This window comes from Streptomyces sp. KM273126 (genome assembly GCF_004337435.2).
Lineage (GTDB): Bacteria > Actinomycetota > Actinomycetes > Streptomycetales > Streptomycetaceae > Streptomyces > Streptomyces acidicola.
The window spans coordinates 2028859-2045192 of the sequence record NZ_SJXB02000001.1 but is presented as its reverse complement, the minus strand read 5'-3'; the positions used below and the strand labels follow the sequence as shown (position 1 = coordinate 2045192).

The window sequence follows — 16334 nt, the reverse complement described above, 5'->3', positions numbered from 1 at the left end:
TCGTCCCTGGCCACTGGCCACGACATCGCTCAACGGTCCACTCTCTCACCCGTGCCGGACGGGTCGGCGCTTTCCAGTGCGGTGTCCGTCGCCGGGTCACTCGGGTGCCCCGGCTCGTCTCCCCCGGACCGCGCGCGGGACTCCTCCTTGAGTCCGTCCGCCGCGAGGACTGCGGTGTCGCTCGTCTCCTCGACCGCGGTCTCCTCCTCGGTGCCCTCCTCCTCGGCCTGCTGTGCCGCCGCGCGCTTGCGCTGCGTGTACATCCGGAAGCCGGCGAGTACGAGCAGGAGGACTCCGCCGGCGATGACCAGCATCACCGTGGGTGTGAACTCGGTGACGTTCACGTCGAACGTGACGGAGGGACCATACTTCTGGCCGTCCTCCGTGTAGAGCTGCGCCTCCACGGCGACCTCGCCGTTGGCGTTGGCGTTGGTGTCGAACTTCACCGACTGGCTGTGTCCGCCCGAGACCCGGATGGTCTGCTCCGCGTAGTCCTTGCCGTCGATCTCCAGGCGCTTCGGCTGCAACGACGTGAGGCGCAGCACCAGCTTGTCGACGCCCTGCACGAGGTTGTTCTGCACCGTCACAGGGATCGTGGCGCTGCGGCCCGAGAGCTTTGTCTCCGACTTCTCGATCAGCCTGACCTGGTCGGTGAGGGTGCCCAGGTAGGACTGCACGCTGTCGCGGTAGAGCCCGGCCTCGGTGGCGCGGCCGCGCCAGGAGGTGGACATTTCCCGGTTCATGGCCCGTCCGAAGGGCGTGACGACGCGGGACTTGTCGGTGAGGACCACCTTGAAGCGGTTGAGATCGACCTGCGTGTCCAGGATCGTCTCGAAGGCCGATGTCGGCAGCTGCTGCTTGCGCAGGGAGGCGGGGTACGCGGCGGTCGTTGGGACCTTCGTGGTGGCATTCGGGTCGGGATTGGCGTCCGCGGCCGCCGACAGGTCCTGGGACTGCGACCAGTTTCCGTTCTGGAGAGCTGTGAGGGCCTGCGCCATCGTCTGGGCCTGGCTCGCGGTTGGCATGCGCTGTGGGGCGATCACCACGCTGCGCTGCTTGTCCGGGGCCTGCAGGTCGGTCATCAGGCTCTGTGCGAGGAACTTCTGCACGGCCAGCGTCGCGTTGTCGGCCTTCGTCATGTCGCCCTGGAACGCCGTCGACAGTCGTGAGTCCGCGACGACCGCCGTGGTGCCGCCGCCGATGGGGCGGGCAGCGTTCGGCGTGTACGTCAGGTTTCTGGTGTCCTGGAGGCTGTCACTGCGGGCGATCACCTTGTCGGCGCCCGCCGAGGTGGCGACCTTGACGATCGACGGGTCGACGGCGCCGTCCACGGGCCAGGAGAAGTCCGTCTCCGGTTTCACGTGGAGCACGGTCTCGACGGTGTCGGCGGCCACGTCGGTGGCGTCCTTGAGGTGGCTCAGAGAGCCGGTGACGTTCTTGCCGTTGTGCGCCAGAGAGGCGATGTCGGGGTCGGCGAAGGGGAGGGCGACGACTTCCTCGCCCTGGACGGCCTTCTCCAGTCCGGCGAGCCACCGCTTGGCGACCGCCTGGCTCTTGCCGGCCGTGGTCTCGTTGCCGTTCTTGACCCGGTAGCTGCGCGTCATCGCGTCGACGGAGGCCAGGAGATCCGGGTCGATCACCCAGGTGATGTTGAGTTCCTTGCCCAGGCTCAGCAGCTGGTCCAGTCGGCCACCGGGCGAGATCTCGTGGGCCAGGTCCTCGTTCTGGAAAACGGGCGTCTGCTGCTCGCCCGGACCGGTCTCCGCCATCAGATGGGAGGTGGAGATGAGGGGCCAGAGGTATGTCGTCTTCGTCTTGGTGTCCGCCGTGTCCGGCTGCCAGGGCAGGAAGGTCCGCTGGATGCCGAGCACGCGTTCGTAGGGCGTGGCCGCGGTCCGGCCCGTGAGGGAGACCCCGAGCTGGTAGACGCCGTCGGCACCGAGGTCCAGCTCCTTGACGGGGACCGAGATGCTGAAGGACTGGGCGACGCCCGGGGTGAGCCGGGAGAACTTCTCGACGTACTTCCCGCCGACCTCGGTCCCGTCGGAGTACTGGTTGAAGGCGCCGCGCTTGGCTGCGGCGTCGATCGCTGCACGGCTGGACAGGGACCCGCCCACACGGATGCCCACGTGGGCATCCGTGACCGGCTGCTTGCCGTTGTTCCTGACCGTGCCGGAGATGGTGACGGTGTCGCCGTCGGTGGGGAGACTGGGGGTGAGTGAGTCCAGGGCGACGTCGACCGCGTTCGACCCGCCAGCCTTGGCCAGCGAGGAGCTCTCCGCAGAGTGTGCCTCCGGGGCGGCGGGCAGCTGGAGCAGCCCGGCCAGCAGCGGCGCCCCGGCGACCAGTGCCCCGGTACGCCGGAGCCACCGGCGGGCAGGTGAGGGACTCGTCCCCTGGGTGTCTGCCGCCTCGGCCACGCGTTCGCCCGTCCCTCGTCGTGTCAGTGGTCGTCGGAATGTGCGTCCACGCATGGTAACGATGTGCGCCGAGGGGAAGTGCCGCGGTCTGCCTCACAAGATCGGCTACGGGACCATGAGTGTCCCGTATGTGTGCGTATTAAAGGGAGCGACCAGGGAGCGACTGTGGGGGACGACTGTGCACGTTCCATGGAGGCGCTCCGGGTCGCCGGGGCACGTACCCTTTTCTGTTGTGCCGAACGCCAACGAAGAAAAGCCCAGTGCCCTGAGCCAGGTGCAGCACCGTGCGGTGAGTGAACTGCTGCGGGTGTCCCCTGTTGCCGATGACCTCGCCCGCCGCTTCCAGGAGGCCGGGTTCTCGCTCGCCCTTGTCGGCGGCTCGGTCCGCGATGCACTCCTGGGCCGGCTTGGCAACGACCTGGACTTCACGACGGACGCCCGCCCCGAGGACGTACTGAAGATGGTGCGGCCCTGGGCGGACGCTGTGTGGGAGGTCGGCATCGCTTTCGGCACGGTGGGGGCCCAGAAGGACGGCTACCAGATCGAGGTCACCACGTACCGGTCGGAGGCGTACGACCGGACCTCGCGCAAGCCGGAGGTGTCCTACGGAGACTCCATCGAGGAGGACCTCGTACGGCGTGACTTCACCGTGAACGCGATGGCCGTGGCCCTCCCCGAGAAGGAGTTCATCGATCCTCACGGTGGCCTGGAAGATCTTGCGGAGCGTGTGCTGCGCACGCCCGGCACCCCTGAGGAGTCCTTCTCCGACGATCCCCTGCGGATGATGCGGGCTGCCCGTTTCGCCGCCCAGCTCGACTTCGAGGTGGCCCCGGACGTCGTTTCCGCGATGACCGAGATGGCCAGGCGGATCGAGATCGTCTCCGCGGAGCGGGTCCGGGACGAGCTGAACAAGCTGATTCTTTCCGCGCACCCGCGTAAGGGCCTGAGGCTGCTGGTCGAGACCGGGCTCGGGGACCACGTGCTGCCCGAGCTTCCGGCGCTGCGGCTGGAACGCGACGAGCATCACCGGCACAAGGACGTCTACGACCACACCTTGATCGTGCTGGAGCAGGCGATGGAGCTGGAGGAGGACGGCCCGGACCTCACGCTCCGGCTCGCCGCGCTGCTGCACGACATCGGTAAGCCGAAGACGCGTCGCTTCGAGAAGGACGGCCGGGTCTCCTTCCATCACCACGAGGTGGTGGGCGCCAAGATGACCAAGAAGAGGATGACCGCCCTCAAGTACCCCAACGAACTGATCAAGGACGTCGCGCGCCTGGTCGAACTCCACCTGCGCTTCCATGGCTACGGGACCGGGGAGTGGACGGACTCGGCGGTCCGCCGGTATGTGCGCGACGCCGGCCCGCTCCTGAACCGTCTCCATATGCTGACCCGCTCCGACTGCACCACGCGGAACAAGCGCAAGGCGAACGCCCTGTCGCGTGCGTACGACGGCCTGGAGGAGCGCATCGCGCAACTCCAGGAGCAGGAGCAGCTGGACGCCATCCGTCCGGACCTCGACGGGAACCAGATCATGGAGGTCCTGGGTGTCGGTCCCGGCCCGGTCGTCGGGCAGGCCTACAAGTTCATGCTGGAGCTGCGGCTGGAGAACGGTCCGATGGGGCACGACGCGGCGGTGTCGGCACTCAAGGAGTGGTGGACCGAGCAAGGCTGAACCTGCGGACGACTGGGGCCGAGCCGTGAAACGGGGTCATGTTTCACGTGAAACATGACCCCGGGGGAGCGATCGCGCAGATACCGAGGGGCGATGTTTCACGTGAAACATCGCCCCTCGGTCGTTCTGGCGTCAGTCTTGTTGTGCATGCGGCTGCCCGCGGAGGTGCTCTCGGCGTGGCCCTGACCCAGGTACCCCTTGCGCACTGTGGCGTTGGCGTGACACTTACTGCCGCTCAAAGCGGGCCATGGCCGCTGCAATCGCCGCGTAGACAACGGCAATTGTTACCACCAGGGCGGCTGAGCGGCCGTCAGGAGGGAGCATGAGGGCGGCCACTCCGGCGGCACCGACGAAAGCCACGTTGAATAGCACGTCGTAAACCGAGAAGATCCGGCCACGGAAGCCGTCGTCGATCGTGGACTGGACGATCGTGTCCGTGGCGATCTTGGCGCCCTGAGTGACGAGGCCAAGGACGAACGCCGCGATCAGTATGGGGGTTTCGGCGAACGGCAGCCCCAGAGCGGGCTCCAGAACGGCCGCGGCGGCGGCACAGGTGGCGATCCATATGCCCGGTCCGAGCCGCGAGACCGCCGATGGGGTCACCACGGCCGCTGCGAAGAAGCCCGCTCCCGAGATCGCCACAGCAAGGCCCAGCAGTGCCAGCCCGTCTTTGGCGTCGGACGAGAAGGCGTACCGGCACAGCATCAGCACCATGACCGTCAGGGCGCCGTAGCAGAACCGCATCAGCGTCATCGAGGCCAGGGCCCAGGTGGCTTCCCGCCGTTGGGGCTCCGCGAGATGCCGTATGCCCGCCACCAGGTCCCGTGCGGTGCCGGTGAGTGCCGTTCGTAGCCGTGGTTGCACCAAGTCCGGCTCGGGCCCGAGCAGTTCCCGCGTCATGCGCAGAGAGGCGAGGGCGGAGCACAGGTACAGGGCTGCGCCGAGGAGGACCACCGCGGCGTCGGAGTTCGCCACCACCAGCCGTACGACGAAGGCAAGTCCGCCGCCCGCGGTCGCGGCGAGTGTGCCGGCCGTCGGGGAGAGGGAGTTGGCCATCACCAGGCGATCGGCGTCCACCACGCGCGGCAGGGCCGCCGAGAGCCCGGCCAGGACGAACCGGTTGACCGCGGTGACGCAGAGCGCGGAGACATAGAAGAGCCAGCTCGGCACAGCGCTCAGCACAAGGAGGGCTGTCACACAGGCCAGGGCGGCACGCAGCAGGTTGCCGTACAGGAGGACCTGACGGCGTCGCCAGCGGTCCAACAGGACACCGGCGAACGGGCCGATGAGCGAGTACGGGAGGAGCAGAACCGCCATCGCCGAGGCGATCGCGGCTGCCGACGTCTGCCTCTCCGGTGAGAAGACGACGTACGCGGCGAGCGCGACCTGGTAGACGCCGTCGGCGCCCTGGGACAGCAGCCGTACGGCGAGCAGGCGCCGGAAGTTCCGGAAGCGGAGCAGGACGCGCAGGTCACGCACGACGGACATGAGGCACAGCCTCACATACGGGGAGGGTCCCCGGGGCCATGCGACCCGGGGACCCTCAGCAGGAATCGACGCGAGGTGCTTCGACGCCCCGTTGTGCCGGAGCGAAGCGCCCTGAGCGCTGCTAGCGCTCGACCTCGCCCTTGATGAACTTCTCCACGTTCTCGCGGGCCTCGTCGTCGAAGTACTGGACCGGCGGGGACTTCATGAAGTAGCTGGACGCGGAGAGGATGGGGCCGCCGATCCCGCGGTCCTTGGCGATCTTCGCGGCACGAAGGGCGTCGATGATGACGCCCGCGGAGTTCGGGGAGTCCCACACCTCAAGCTTGTACTCAAGGTTGAGCGGGACGTCACCGAAGGCACGGCCCTCAAGGCGGACGTATGCCCACTTGCGGTCGTCGAGCCAGGCCACGTAGTCGGACGGGCCGATGTGGACGTTCTTCTCGCCGAGGTCCCGGTCGGGGATCTGCGAGGTGACGGCCTGCGTCTTGGAGATCTTCTTGGACTCAAGGCGCTCGCGCTCAAGCATGTTCTTGAAGTCCATGTTGCCGCCGACGTTCAGCTGCATCGTGCGGTCCAGGACGACGCCCCGGTCCTCGAAGAGCTTCGCCATGACGCGGTGCGTGATGGTGGCGCCCACCTGCGACTTGATGTCGTCGCCGACGATCGGGACGCCCGCCTCGGTGAACTTGTCCGCCCACTCCTTGGTGCCCGCGATGAAGACCGGAAGGGCGTTGACGAACGCGACCTTGGCGTCGATGGCGCACTGGGCGTAGAACTTGGCCGCGTCCTCGGAACCCACGGGCAGGTAGCAGACGAGCACGTCGACCTGCTTGTCCTTGAGGACCTGGACGACGTCGACCGGCTCCTCCTCGGACTCCTCGATGGTGGCCTGGTAGTACTTGCCGAGGCCGTCGAGGGTGTGGCCGCGCTGCACGGTCAGGCCGGTGCTGGGCACGTCGCAGATCTTGATGGTGTTGTTCTCGGAGGCGCCGATGGCGTCGGCGAGATCGAGGCCGACCTTCTTGGCGTCGACATCGAAGGCGGCGACGAACTCGATGTCACGGACGTGGTAGTCGCCGAACTGGACATGCATCAGGCCGGGGACCTTGGACGCCGGATCGGCGTCCTTGTAGTACTCGACTCCCTGCACCAGCGATGCGGCGCAGTTGCCCACGCCGACGATGGCTACGCGAACCGAACCCATTCCGGTTGCTCCCTGTGTGTACGAGTGAGGCCCTGGCAGGGGCCTCACGTGGCGGTGTCGCCGGGCGTATCCGGTCCGGGGTCGCCCCCGGGCCGGGGCAGGACGCCCGGCGCTCCCTCTGTGGTGTCGCGAGCGGGTTCTCCGTGGCCGGGACCCTTCCGGTCCCGGCCTGCCCGCTCGCTCTCGATGAGCTCGTTCAGCCAGCGCACTTCGCGCTCCACGGACTCCATCCCGTGGCGCTGGAGCTCAAGCGTGTAGTCGTCGAGGCGCTCCCGGGTGCGCGCCAGGGAGGCGCTCATCTTCTCCAGCCGTTCCTCCAAACGGCTGCGACGGCCCTCCAGGACGCGCATGCGCACATCACGGGAGGTCTGCCCGAAGAAGGCGAAGCGAGCCGCGAAGGTCTCGTCCTCGTACGCGTCCGGACCCGTCTGCGAGAGCAACTCCTCGAAGTGTTCCTTACCTTCCGCCGTCAATCGGTAGACGATCTTGGCCCGGCGCCCCGTGAGCGGAGCGGCGGAAGCGTCCTCCTGCGCGCCCCCTGATTCCTCGATCAACCAGCCGTTGGCGACCAGCGTCTTGAGACAGGGGTAGAGCGACCCGTAGCTGAAGGCACGGAACACACCCAGTGACGTATTGAGTCGTTTGCGCAGCTCATAGCCGTGCATCGGAGATTCGCGGAGCAGCCCGAGTACGGCGAACTCAAGGATTCCGGAACGCCGGCTCATCGTCGCCTCCTCTCTGCCGCGGCCTCGCCGTCACGTCTTTATGCCGAGCTGATGTATCGACTCGATACATCTCGACGATAGGTTGCCCGTCCGGCTGCGACAAGAGGGGGCGCGGTGAACGGGATCACATCACCGATAAGTTGGAGGCAAGTTGCCTGGTTTGGGGTGAAGTTCGGTGCTCGGAGGGTTTTGGTGGTGCGTAGTCTGTGCGCCATGCACACCACCGGGAACCGAGTGACTTCCGAGCACGTCGTCGTCCTTGGTGCAGTACGGATGAATGCCAACACGACCGCATCCGTACTTCGGGGGGACAGGAAACCAGCCGCCGTTTCCAGGCGCGCACGGGTGCGCCTGCCCGAGGAGTAGTCGTTCGATGAGTGAGCACCGTCGCAAACCGACGCAGCCGCAGGGAGGCGGACGAGCCGCGGCCCGACGCGGCCAGTCGGCGTCCTCCGGCCGCCGCGCGGCACCGCGAGGCGCCACCGGGTCTCCTTCAGGCTCCCATGACTTGGGAGGTGAGGATCGCCCTTACGGCGGTCGTGCCGAGGCCCGGCGGGCAGCCCAGAAAAGCGGAGGGGGTGGCCGCCGCAGAGCGGCACCCGAAGGCGCCGGACGAGGTCCCGGGCGTGGCAGAGGGCGTGCCGCGCCGCCCGACAGGAAACGGATCATCGACTACCCGCGCGCCGGGAAATACGGCGGTGCCCGCTGGGTGCCGTCGTGGAAGCTGGTGACCGGACTCTTCATCGGCTTCTTCGGTGGTCTGCTGGCTCTCGCGGGTGTGGGATACGCCTGGGTGAACGTTCCGGACGTCCAACAGACGGCGACGTCACAGAACAACGTCTTCTACTGGGCGGACCGCTCTGAGATGGTCGCGACAGGGGGTGAGACGAACCGGCAGATCATCAACCTCTCGCAGATCCCGAAGAACATGCAGTATGCGGTCATCTCGCAGGAGAACAAGACTTTCTACGAGGACAACGGCATCGACCCGATGGGCATCGCGCGTGCCGTGCTCAACATGGCCAAGGGTGGTGAGACCCAGGGCGGCTCCACGATCACCCAGCAGTTCGTGAAGAACGCGATGCTGGACGATCAGTCACAGACGATCTCCCGAAAGTTCAAGGAGCTGTTCGTCTCCATCAAGGTCGGCACCGACATGGACAAAGACAAAATCATGGCCGGCTACCTGAACTCCGCCTACTACGGCCGCAACGCTTACGGCATCCAGGCTGCCGCGCGCGCGTACTTCAACAAGGACGCCGTCAGCTTGAACGCGGGCGAGTGTGCCTTCCTGGCGGCGACGCTCAAGGGCGCCACGTACTACGACCCCGCGGGCGCGACATCCATCGACCCGGCAGCGACCCCCCAGGACAACAGCAGGCGAGCCCTGCGGCAGATGCAGGACACCCTCGACAAGATGGTCGAGTACGACCATCTGAGCGCCACAGAGCGGGCCAAGTACACCAAGCTCCCCAAGTGGAAGAATCCGCGCGCGAACAACAAGTTGAGCGGCCAAGTCGGCTACCTGGTCGACCTGGCCAAGGCTTACCTGATCAACAACGACATCGTCAGCGCCGACAAGCTCCAGCAGGGTGGGTACTCCATCTACACGACCTTTGAGAAGAAGAAGGTCGACGAGCTCGAAGCCGCGGTGAAGAAGGTTCAAAAGGCGAACATCAAGCCCAAGGAGCGCCCGGAGACGGACACCCACGTGCAGTTCGGCGGGGCGTCCGTGGACCCGGCCACCGGCGCGATCAAGGCCTGCTACGGCGGCGAGGACGCGACCAAGCACTTCACCAACAACTGCGACGTGACCGGTGCCCAAGTCGGGTCGACCTTCAAGCCGTTCGTCCTGGCGGCCGCCATGAAGTGGGGTGTGCGCGACAAGGACGGCCTCCCGACTCAGCCGCAGGACGAGCGCACGATCGCCTCTCCGAAAAGCCTGTACAGCGGTAAGAACAAGCTGAAGATCAGGACTTACGACGGGGAGATCTGGCGAAACGAGAAGGACCAGGAGTGGCTGCAGGTGAACGACGGGGACGAGTCATACGGATCGCCGCCCGACAACAAGATTGACCTTCGCGAAGCGATGAGGGTCTCGGCCAACTCCGCGTTCGTCCAGCTCGGCATGGACGTCGGCCTGGACAAGGTGAAGGAGGCCGCGGTGGACGCGGGTCTCCTCGAGAGCAGTCTGACCGGCACAAGCTTCCCGTCCTTCTCGATCGGCATCTCCGACCCGAGCGCGATCCGAATGGCCGGGTCGTACGCCACCTTCGCGGCCAGCGGCAAGCAGCGTGATCTGTACTCGGTCACCGAGGTCACGAGCCAGGACGGCACGGTCTTCAATCACGATGAGGTCGCTGAGACCAAGACGGCCTTCACGGCCCCGGTCGCCGACAACGTCACCGACGTCCTCAAGACCGTGGTAGAGGACGGAACAGGCACCAATGCCCAGCTGCCCGGTCGTGACGTGGCGGGCAAGACCGGTACCACCGACGGTAACAAGTCCGCCTGGTTCGTCGGGTACGTACCACAGCTGTCGACGGCGATTGGCATGTACCGCATGGACGACAACGCCTCCGGCAAGGAGCGTGAGTTCCTGCAGATGTACGGGACCGGCGATCAGGAGTCGATCCACGGTGCTTCGTTCCCGTCCGAAATCTGGCACGACTATATGGAGCAGGCACTCAAGGGTGAGCCGGTAGAGGACTTCCCGAAGCCCGAGCCCATTGGTGAGATCGTCAACGACATTCCGGACCCGACCCCGACCCCGACCCCGACCGAAACGGAAGAGGAGAGCCCCGAGCCCAGCCCCACGCCGAGCGAGAGCGAGGCCGAGCCGTCGCCCTCGCAGTCCGAGACCTGTAACAACCCGTTCGACCCGACCTGCAACGACACGGGTGGCAACGACACGGGTGGGACGGACACCGGAGGGACGGACGGCGGTTCGAGCGCCTCACCGAGCCAATCCGAGGGCAACACCAGAGGCAATGGCAACAACGGAGGCATCTTCGCAGGCCCGAACGGCTAGTCGCCGTGGATGGTCACGAACGAGGGTGTTTCACGTGAAACATCCGCCGTGAGGTGTTTCACGTGAAACGAGGGCCGCCGCACCCCACCGGGTACGGCGGCCCTCGACGTGTTCCCAGGTACGTACGGCAGGATGTGCGACATGCCCAGTGCAGACACGACGCGAGTGAGCGTGGACGAGCCGGAGCCGGTGCAGCCGACCAAGGAGGACAGGGTCGCCGCGAACGGCAGTGAGCTCATCGGCGGACCTATCGGGCGGCGCGCACTGCTCGGGACGTCCTGGTGGACTCCCGTGCGGGTGGTCGCGCTCGTGGCGATCGGCATGTTCGCCCTCGGTATGGTGCAGAAGCTGCCCTGCTACGACGGTGCCTGGTTCTTCGGGGTGAGCTCCCAGTACACGCACGCGTGCTACTCGGACATCCCGCACCTTTACCAGGGGCGGGGCTTCGCCGACGGGCTTGTGCCGTACTTCGACAAGATCCCCGGCGACATGCAGTACCTGGAGTACCCGGTGCTGACCGGTGTGTTCATGGAGGTCGCCTCCTGGCTCACTCCGGGCAGCGGCAGCATCCAGGACCAGGAGCAGTGGTACTGGATGGTCAATGCCGGGATGCTGATGGTGTGCACAGCAGTCATCGCCGTTTGCACCGTACGCACTCAGCGTCGACGCCCCTGGGACGGCCTCCTGGTCGCGCTCGCGCCCGCGTTCGCGTTGACGGCCACCATCAACTGGGACCTACTCGCTGTCGCCCTGCTGGCCGCCGCGCTGCTGATGTGGTCGCGTCGGCGCCCCCTCGCCTTCGGCGTGCTGGTGGGGCTCGCGACGGCCGCGAAGTTCTATCCGTTCCTGGTTCTCGGACCGCTCTTCGTCCTGTGCTGGCGGGCGGGCAAGTGGCGGGAGTTCGGTACGGCGCTGCTCGGTGCCGTCGGTGCCTGGCTCGTCGTCAACCTTCCGGTGATGTTCCTCGCTCCGGAGGGATGGGCCAAGTTCTACAGCTTCAGCCGTGAGCGCGGAGTCGACTTCGGCTCGATCTTCCTGATCCTTTCGCAGCGGTTCGACATCCAGATCACCGCGGCCGCGGCCAACACCTCCGCAATGATCATGATGGTGGTCGCGTGTGGCGGCATCGCCGCGCTCGCCTTCAGCGCTCCGCGCCGACCGCGCTTCGCCCAGCTCGCCTTCCTGATCGTCGCGGCCTTCATCCTGACCAACAAGGTCTACTCGCCGCAGTACGTGCTCTGGCTGATCCCCCTCGCCGTGCTGGCCAGGCCGCGTTGGCGGGACTTCCTGATCTGGCAGGCGTGCGAGGTCGCGTACTTCCTCGGGATCTGGATGTACCTCGCGTACACGACCAGCGGGGACGCCCACAAGGGGCTCCCGACCGAGGGCTACCAACTCGCCATCGCCGTCCACCTGCTGGGAACGCTGTACCTGTGCGCCGTCGTCGTACGGGACGTCTACCTGCCGGAGCGTGATGTGGTGCGCCGGGCCGGCGACGACGATCCGGCGGGCGGCGTACTGGACGGCGCGGAGGACGTCTTCGTGCTCGGCGCGGCGGCTCATCCCCCGAGGCATGCGGCGCACCTCGACGGGCCGCACGTCGAGTGGGGCGGCCACGGCACCGGTGGGAGTTCGCCCTCAGCGAACAAGGTGTAGGGAAGGTACGCAGAAGGCCGTACACGGGCTCCGTGTACGGCCTTCTGCGTACTGGGCGCGATCCGGCAACCGAGGCTCCGCTCGGCCCGTGACCGTCCGGTCAGCGGTCGACGATCCGGTCGAACTGTGTGGTGGTGTGCCGCAGGTGGGCCACCAGTTCCTCGCCAACCTGGGGCTCCGGGGCGTCCGCGGGCACGAAGAGGATCGACACCTGCATGTGCGGCGGCTCCGCGAACCAGCGCTGCTTGCCGCCCCAGACGAACGGAGAAAGGTTCCGGTTGACCGTGGCGAGGCCGGCGCGGGCGACGCCCTTGGCGCGCGGCATGACGCCGTGCAGCGCCTTCGGGGCCTCCAGACCCACCCCGTGCGACGTACCGCCCGCCACGACCACCAGGAAGCCGTCGGAGGCCGCCTTCTGCTGGCGGTAGCCGAAGCGGTCGCCCTTGGATACCCGGGTGACGTCCAGGACGGCGCCCCGGTACTCGGTCGCCTCGTGGTCCCCCAGCCACAGCCGCGTGCCGATGCGGGCGCGGAAGCGGGTCTGCGGGAACTGCTGCTGCAGGCGGACGAGTTCGGCGGCCTTGAGATGGCTGACGAACATCGTGTGGAGCGGCAGTCGGGTCGCGCGCAGGCGGTCCATCCAGCCGATGACCTCCTCGACGGCGTCAGAGCCGTCGGTGCGGTCCAGCGGCAGGTGGAGGGCGAACCCCTCCAGGCGGACGTTCTCTATGGCGGCGTGGAGCTGCGGCAGGTCCTGCTCGCTCACACCGTGCCGCTTCATCGAGGACATGACCTCGATGACCACGCGGGCGCCCACGAGGCCGTACACGCCGTCCACGGACGACACGGAGCGGATGACGCGGTCGGGCAGCGGCACCGGCTCCTCGCCCCGCCGGAACGGCGTGAGCACCAGCAGGTCGCCGCTGAACCAGTCCTTGATCCGGGCGGCCTCGTATGTGGTGCCGATGGCGAGGATGTCCGATCCGAGGCGCGTGGCCTCCTCGGCCAGCCGCTCGTGGCCGAAGCCGTAGCCGTTGCCCTTGCAGACGGGGACAAGCCCCGGGAACTGCTCCTGCACGTGCTTGTGGTGTGCCCGCCAGCGCGCGGTGTCGACGTAGAGCGTGAGCGCCATGGCCGGTCCCGGAACCTTTCTCGTGGCTGCGGTGTATCAGAGGTATGAAGCGCAATTGTGATGCATCCGCCGGACCGGCGGGGCGATACCGGACCGCGTCAGCGGCGCGACATGTAGATGTCGAGCGCCTTGTGGAGCAGCTTGTTGAGCGGGAAGTCCCACTCACCCAGGTATTCGGCTGCCTGCCCGCCCGTCCCGACCTTGAACTGGATCAGGCCGAAAAGGTGGTCCGTCTCGTCCAGCGAGTCGGAGATGCCGCGCAGGTCGTAGACGGTCGCACCGAGGGCGTAGGCGTCACGCAGCATCCGCCACTGCATCGCGTTCGAGGGCCGGACCTCACGCCCGATGTTGTCCGACGCGCCGTACGAGTACCAGACGTGCCCACCGACGACCAGCATCGTCGCCGCCGACAGGTTCACGCCGTTGTGCCGGGCGAAGTACAGCCGCATGCGATTGGGGTCCTCCGTGTTGAGGGCCGTCCACATGCGCTGGAAGTACGACAGCGGGCGGGGCCGGAAGCGGTCGCGCACAGCCGTGATCTCGTACAGCCGCTGCCACTCCTCCAGGTCGTGGTAGCCGCCCTGGACGACCTCGACGCCTGCCTTCTCGGCCTTCTTGATGTTGCGCCGCCACAGCTGGTTGAAGTTCTTGTGGACCTCTTCCAGGGATCGGTTCGCGAGCGGCACCTGGTAGACATAGCGGGGCTGGACGTCACCGAAGCCGGCCCCTCCGTCCTCGCCCTGCTGCCAGCCCATACGGCGCAGCTTGTCGGCGACCTCGAAGGCACGCGGCTCGATGAAGTCGGCCTCGATGTCGCGCAGGCGCTTCACGTCCGGGTCCTGGATCCCCTTCTTGATGGACCCGGCCTCCCAGCGCCGAATGATCACCGGCGGGCCCATCTTCACGGAGAAGGCGCCCTGCTGCTTGAGGTGGGCGAGCATCGGTTCCAGCCAGTCGATGAGATTCGGCGCGAACCAGTTGATGACCGGGCCCTCGGGCAGATAGGCGAGATAGCGCTTGATCTTGGGCAGCTGCCGGTAGAGGACGAGGCCCGCACCGACCATCTCGCCCGTCTTGTCGAACCAGCCGAGGCTCTCGGAGCGCCACTCCGCCTTGACGTCAGCCCAGGCCGGGACCTGCATGTGGCTCGCCGCCGGCAGGCTCTGGATGTACGCCAGATGCTGCTCTCGGCTGATCGTCCTCAGGGTCAGGCTCATTCGGGGCGCTCCTCGGGCTGGTGTGTCCCCATGGGTACAGGGGCTCCGGCTCTAGCGCCGAAGCCTACTGCGCCCTGCGAGCGCGCCGTCTGGCCGTATGCAACCTGGGCTCCGACCGGTGCGTGGCCGGGACGCCGCGAGGTGTTGTGCGGCCGGCTGACGGGTCGTCGGCCGGGGAGTCCGTCGACGATCCGTCAGCCGCCGCGACGGGGTCAGCCGATGATCCCCCCGAAGAGGCCGCCATGTGCCATGCCGAGGAAGAAGCCGACTGCCGAGGCACCGAGACCCACGATCAGACCGAAGCGCTCACGGGTCGTCTCCGAGATGAACTGCCCGTACGCTCCGGTCAAGATCCCCACCAGACCTGTCCAGGAACTGAGCAGGTGCAGATGGTCGAACATCGCCGTGACGAAGGAGACCACCCCGAGCACAAGCGTCACGGCAACCAGGGTGTCCTGCACGGGGTGGGGCTTGTGATCGGTGGCGAACAGGGATCCGGCGATGTTGGGTCGCATTGTCTGTGCCATGGGGCACCTCCTGCGGAAGGCGGCGCATGGTAGCGCCTTACTCACCCGATCTGTACAGATTGACGGTCCCCACCGCCTGATTTCAACCGGAAGCGGGGATGCGGGTACTCTTTACCGTCTGCACTGGTGTCTGCCCAGGCCACGACGGGGGATCTCAGCCGGGACCCCCGATTGTCAGTGGCGGCCGATACCGTTGCGTACGCATCACAACCCTCCTGCCACGGAACGACCGTGGCCGCTGAGTCCAAAGGAGGTGGGTTCCACATGCGTCACTACGAGGTGATGGTCATCCTCGACCCCGATCTGGAGGAGCGCTCTGTCGCCCCCCTGATCGAGAACTTCCTCTCCGTGGTCCGCGAGGGCAACGGCAAGGTGGAGAAGGTCGACACCTGGGGCCGTCGTCGTCTCGCGTACGAGATCAAGAAGAAGCCCGAGGGGATCTACTCGGTCATCGATCTGCAGGCCGAGCCTGCGATCGTCAAGGAGCTCGACCGCCAGATGAACCTGAACGAGTCGGTCCTCCGGACCAAGGTCCTCCGCCCCGAGACCCACTGAGCACTCCCGCTCAGCTGATCTCGGGAATCGAGTAGCACCACAAGCAGCCAGCAGCAAACCCGCCGAGAGGTTCCCCATGGCAGGCGAGACCGTCATCACGGTCGTCGGCAATCTTGTCGACGACCCCGAGCTGCGCTTCACCCCTTCCGGTGCGGCGGTCGCGAAGTTCCGTGTCGCGTCCACGCCCCGCACCTTCGACCGCCAGACGAACGAGTGGAAGGACGGCGAGAGCCTGTTCCTGACCTGCTCGGTCTGGCGTCAGGCGGCGGAGAACGTCGCCGAGTCGCTTCAGCGAGGCATGCGCGTCATCGTGCAGGGCCGGCTGAAGCAGCGGTCCTACGAGGACCGTGAGGGCGTCAAGCGCACGGTCTACGAGCTCGACGTCGACGAGGTCGGCGCGAGCCTGCGCAACGCCACGGCCAAGGTCACCAAGACCGCCGGCCGCGGTGGCCAGGGCGGTTACGGCGGCGGGGGCGGCCAGGGTGGCGGTGGCTGGGGCGGAGGCTCCGGCGGCGGCCAGCAGGGCGGCGGCGCTCCTGCCGACGACCCGTGGGCGACCGGCGCTCCCGCCGGTGGCAACCAGGGCGGTGGCGGCTGGGGCGGAGGCTCCGGCGGCGGTGGCGGCTACTCGGACGAGCCCCCCTTCTAGGCCTTGGGGATCGGGATACCGGTCCATCACGGCGAGGGGCGGGGCCGCACCCTAA

12 protein-coding genes are annotated in these 16334 nt (G+C 67.1%); 5 read left to right on the top strand and 7 right to left on the bottom strand.

What is annotated here, in order from left to right:
- Positions 1-29: 29 nt before the first annotated feature.
- Positions 30-2420 (bottom strand): DUF6049 family protein, encoded by a 2391-nt coding sequence (locus E0500_RS08790; protein ID WP_131558428.1) that lies wholly within the window; start codon positions 2418-2420, stop codon positions 30-32.
- Between the two features lie 232 nt (positions 2421-2652).
- On the opposite strand from E0500_RS08790, the gene E0500_RS08785 reads away from it, so the two are divergent.
- Entirely contained in the window at positions 2653-4095 is a 1443-nt protein-coding gene (locus E0500_RS08785) for a CCA tRNA nucleotidyltransferase (RefSeq protein ID WP_131558430.1), read from the top strand.
- Between the two features lie 225 nt (positions 4096-4320).
- On the opposite strand, the gene E0500_RS08780 is transcribed toward E0500_RS08785, so the two are convergent.
- The 3 genes from E0500_RS08780 to E0500_RS08770 all read right to left on the bottom strand — a co-directional run bounded on the left by E0500_RS08780 (position 4321) and on the right by E0500_RS08770 (position 7512).
- A complete protein-coding gene (locus E0500_RS08780; RefSeq protein ID WP_131558432.1) occupies positions 4321-5583 on the bottom strand; it encodes an MFS transporter in 1263 nt (420 codons plus the stop codon).
- 121 nt (positions 5584-5704) lie between these two features.
- Positions 5705-6787 carry an inositol-3-phosphate synthase gene (locus E0500_RS08775; protein ID WP_131558434.1) on the bottom strand — a complete coding sequence of 361 codons (1083 nt, stop codon included), beginning with the start codon at positions 6785-6787 and terminating at the stop codon, positions 5705-5707.
- 44 nt (positions 6788-6831) lie between these two features.
- Positions 6832-7512 carry a PadR family transcriptional regulator gene (locus E0500_RS08770; protein WP_131558436.1) on the bottom strand — a complete coding sequence of 227 codons (681 nt, stop codon included), beginning with the start codon at positions 7510-7512 and terminating at the stop codon, positions 6832-6834.
- A 373-nt stretch (positions 7513-7885) separates the two neighbouring features.
- Between E0500_RS08770 and E0500_RS08765 the strand changes: the two genes are divergently transcribed.
- Both E0500_RS08765 and E0500_RS08760 read left to right on the top strand, forming a co-directional pair.
- Positions 7886-10543, top strand: a complete 2658-nt coding sequence (locus E0500_RS08765; RefSeq protein WP_131558438.1) for a transglycosylase domain-containing protein — start codon at positions 7886-7888, stop codon at positions 10541-10543.
- Between the two features lie 141 nt (positions 10544-10684).
- Positions 10685-12199, top strand: a complete 1515-nt coding sequence (locus E0500_RS08760; protein ID WP_131558440.1) for a glycosyltransferase family 87 protein — start codon at positions 10685-10687, stop codon at positions 12197-12199.
- Positions 12200-12299: 100 nt separating this feature from the next.
- Here E0500_RS08760 and E0500_RS08755 read toward each other — a convergent pair whose 3' ends face one another.
- From E0500_RS08755 to E0500_RS08745, 3 genes are all read right to left on the bottom strand, one after another.
- Entirely contained in the window at positions 12300-13331 is a 1032-nt protein-coding gene (locus E0500_RS08755; RefSeq protein ID WP_131558442.1) for an alanine racemase, read from the bottom strand.
- A gap of 98 nt (positions 13332-13429) precedes the next feature.
- Positions 13430-14548, bottom strand: coding sequence for a peptidoglycan bridge formation glycyltransferase FemX (gene femX, locus E0500_RS08750; protein ID WP_131558444.1), 1119 nt, complete (start codon positions 14546-14548; stop codon positions 13430-13432).
- A gap of 212 nt (positions 14549-14760) precedes the next feature.
- Positions 14761-15075 carry a hypothetical protein gene (locus tag E0500_RS08745; protein ID WP_131558446.1) on the bottom strand — a complete coding sequence of 105 codons (315 nt, stop codon included), beginning with the start codon at positions 15073-15075 and terminating at the stop codon, positions 14761-14763.
- Positions 15076-15339: 264 nt separating this feature from the next.
- On the opposite strand from E0500_RS08745, the gene rpsF reads away from it, so the two are divergent.
- Both rpsF and E0500_RS08735 read left to right on the top strand, forming a co-directional pair.
- Positions 15340-15630: a 30S ribosomal protein S6 gene (gene rpsF / locus E0500_RS08740; protein WP_131558448.1), complete on the top strand. Its 291-nt coding sequence runs from the start codon at positions 15340-15342 to the stop codon at positions 15628-15630.
- A gap of 76 nt (positions 15631-15706) precedes the next feature.
- Positions 15707-16279, top strand: coding sequence for a single-stranded DNA-binding protein (locus E0500_RS08735; RefSeq protein WP_131558450.1), 573 nt, complete (start codon positions 15707-15709; stop codon positions 16277-16279).
- Positions 16280-16334 lie beyond the last annotated feature (55 nt).

What these genes read in the sequence shown, in the direction of transcription:
- E0500_RS08760 (WP_131558440.1), top strand. Translation starts at nt 10,685, where the DNA reads ATGCCCAGTGCAGACACGACGCGAGTGAGCGTGGACGAGCCGGAGCCG.
- E0500_RS08755 (WP_131558442.1), bottom strand. Translation starts at nt 13,331, where the DNA reads ATGGCGCTCACGCTCTACGTCGACACCGCGCGCTGGCGGGCACACCAC.
- E0500_RS08765 (WP_131558438.1), top strand. Translation starts at nt 7,886, where the DNA reads ATGAGTGAGCACCGTCGCAAACCGACGCAGCCGCAGGGAGGCGGACGA.
- E0500_RS08745 (WP_131558446.1), bottom strand. Translation starts at nt 15,075, where the DNA reads ATGGCACAGACAATGCGACCCAACATCGCCGGATCCCTGTTCGCCACC.
- E0500_RS08735 (WP_131558450.1), top strand. Translation starts at nt 15,707, where the DNA reads ATGGCAGGCGAGACCGTCATCACGGTCGTCGGCAATCTTGTCGACGAC.
- E0500_RS08775 (WP_131558434.1), bottom strand. Translation starts at nt 6,787, where the DNA reads ATGGGTTCGGTTCGCGTAGCCATCGTCGGCGTGGGCAACTGCGCCGCA.
- E0500_RS08770 (WP_131558436.1), bottom strand. Translation starts at nt 7,512, where the DNA reads ATGAGCCGGCGTTCCGGAATCCTTGAGTTCGCCGTACTCGGGCTGCTC.
- femX (WP_131558444.1), bottom strand. Translation starts at nt 14,548, where the DNA reads ATGAGCCTGACCCTGAGGACGATCAGCCGAGAGCAGCATCTGGCGTAC.
- E0500_RS08780 (WP_131558432.1), bottom strand. Translation starts at nt 5,583, where the DNA reads ATGTCCGTCGTGCGTGACCTGCGCGTCCTGCTCCGCTTCCGGAACTTC.
- rpsF (WP_131558448.1), top strand. Translation starts at nt 15,340, where the DNA reads ATGCGTCACTACGAGGTGATGGTCATCCTCGACCCCGATCTGGAGGAG.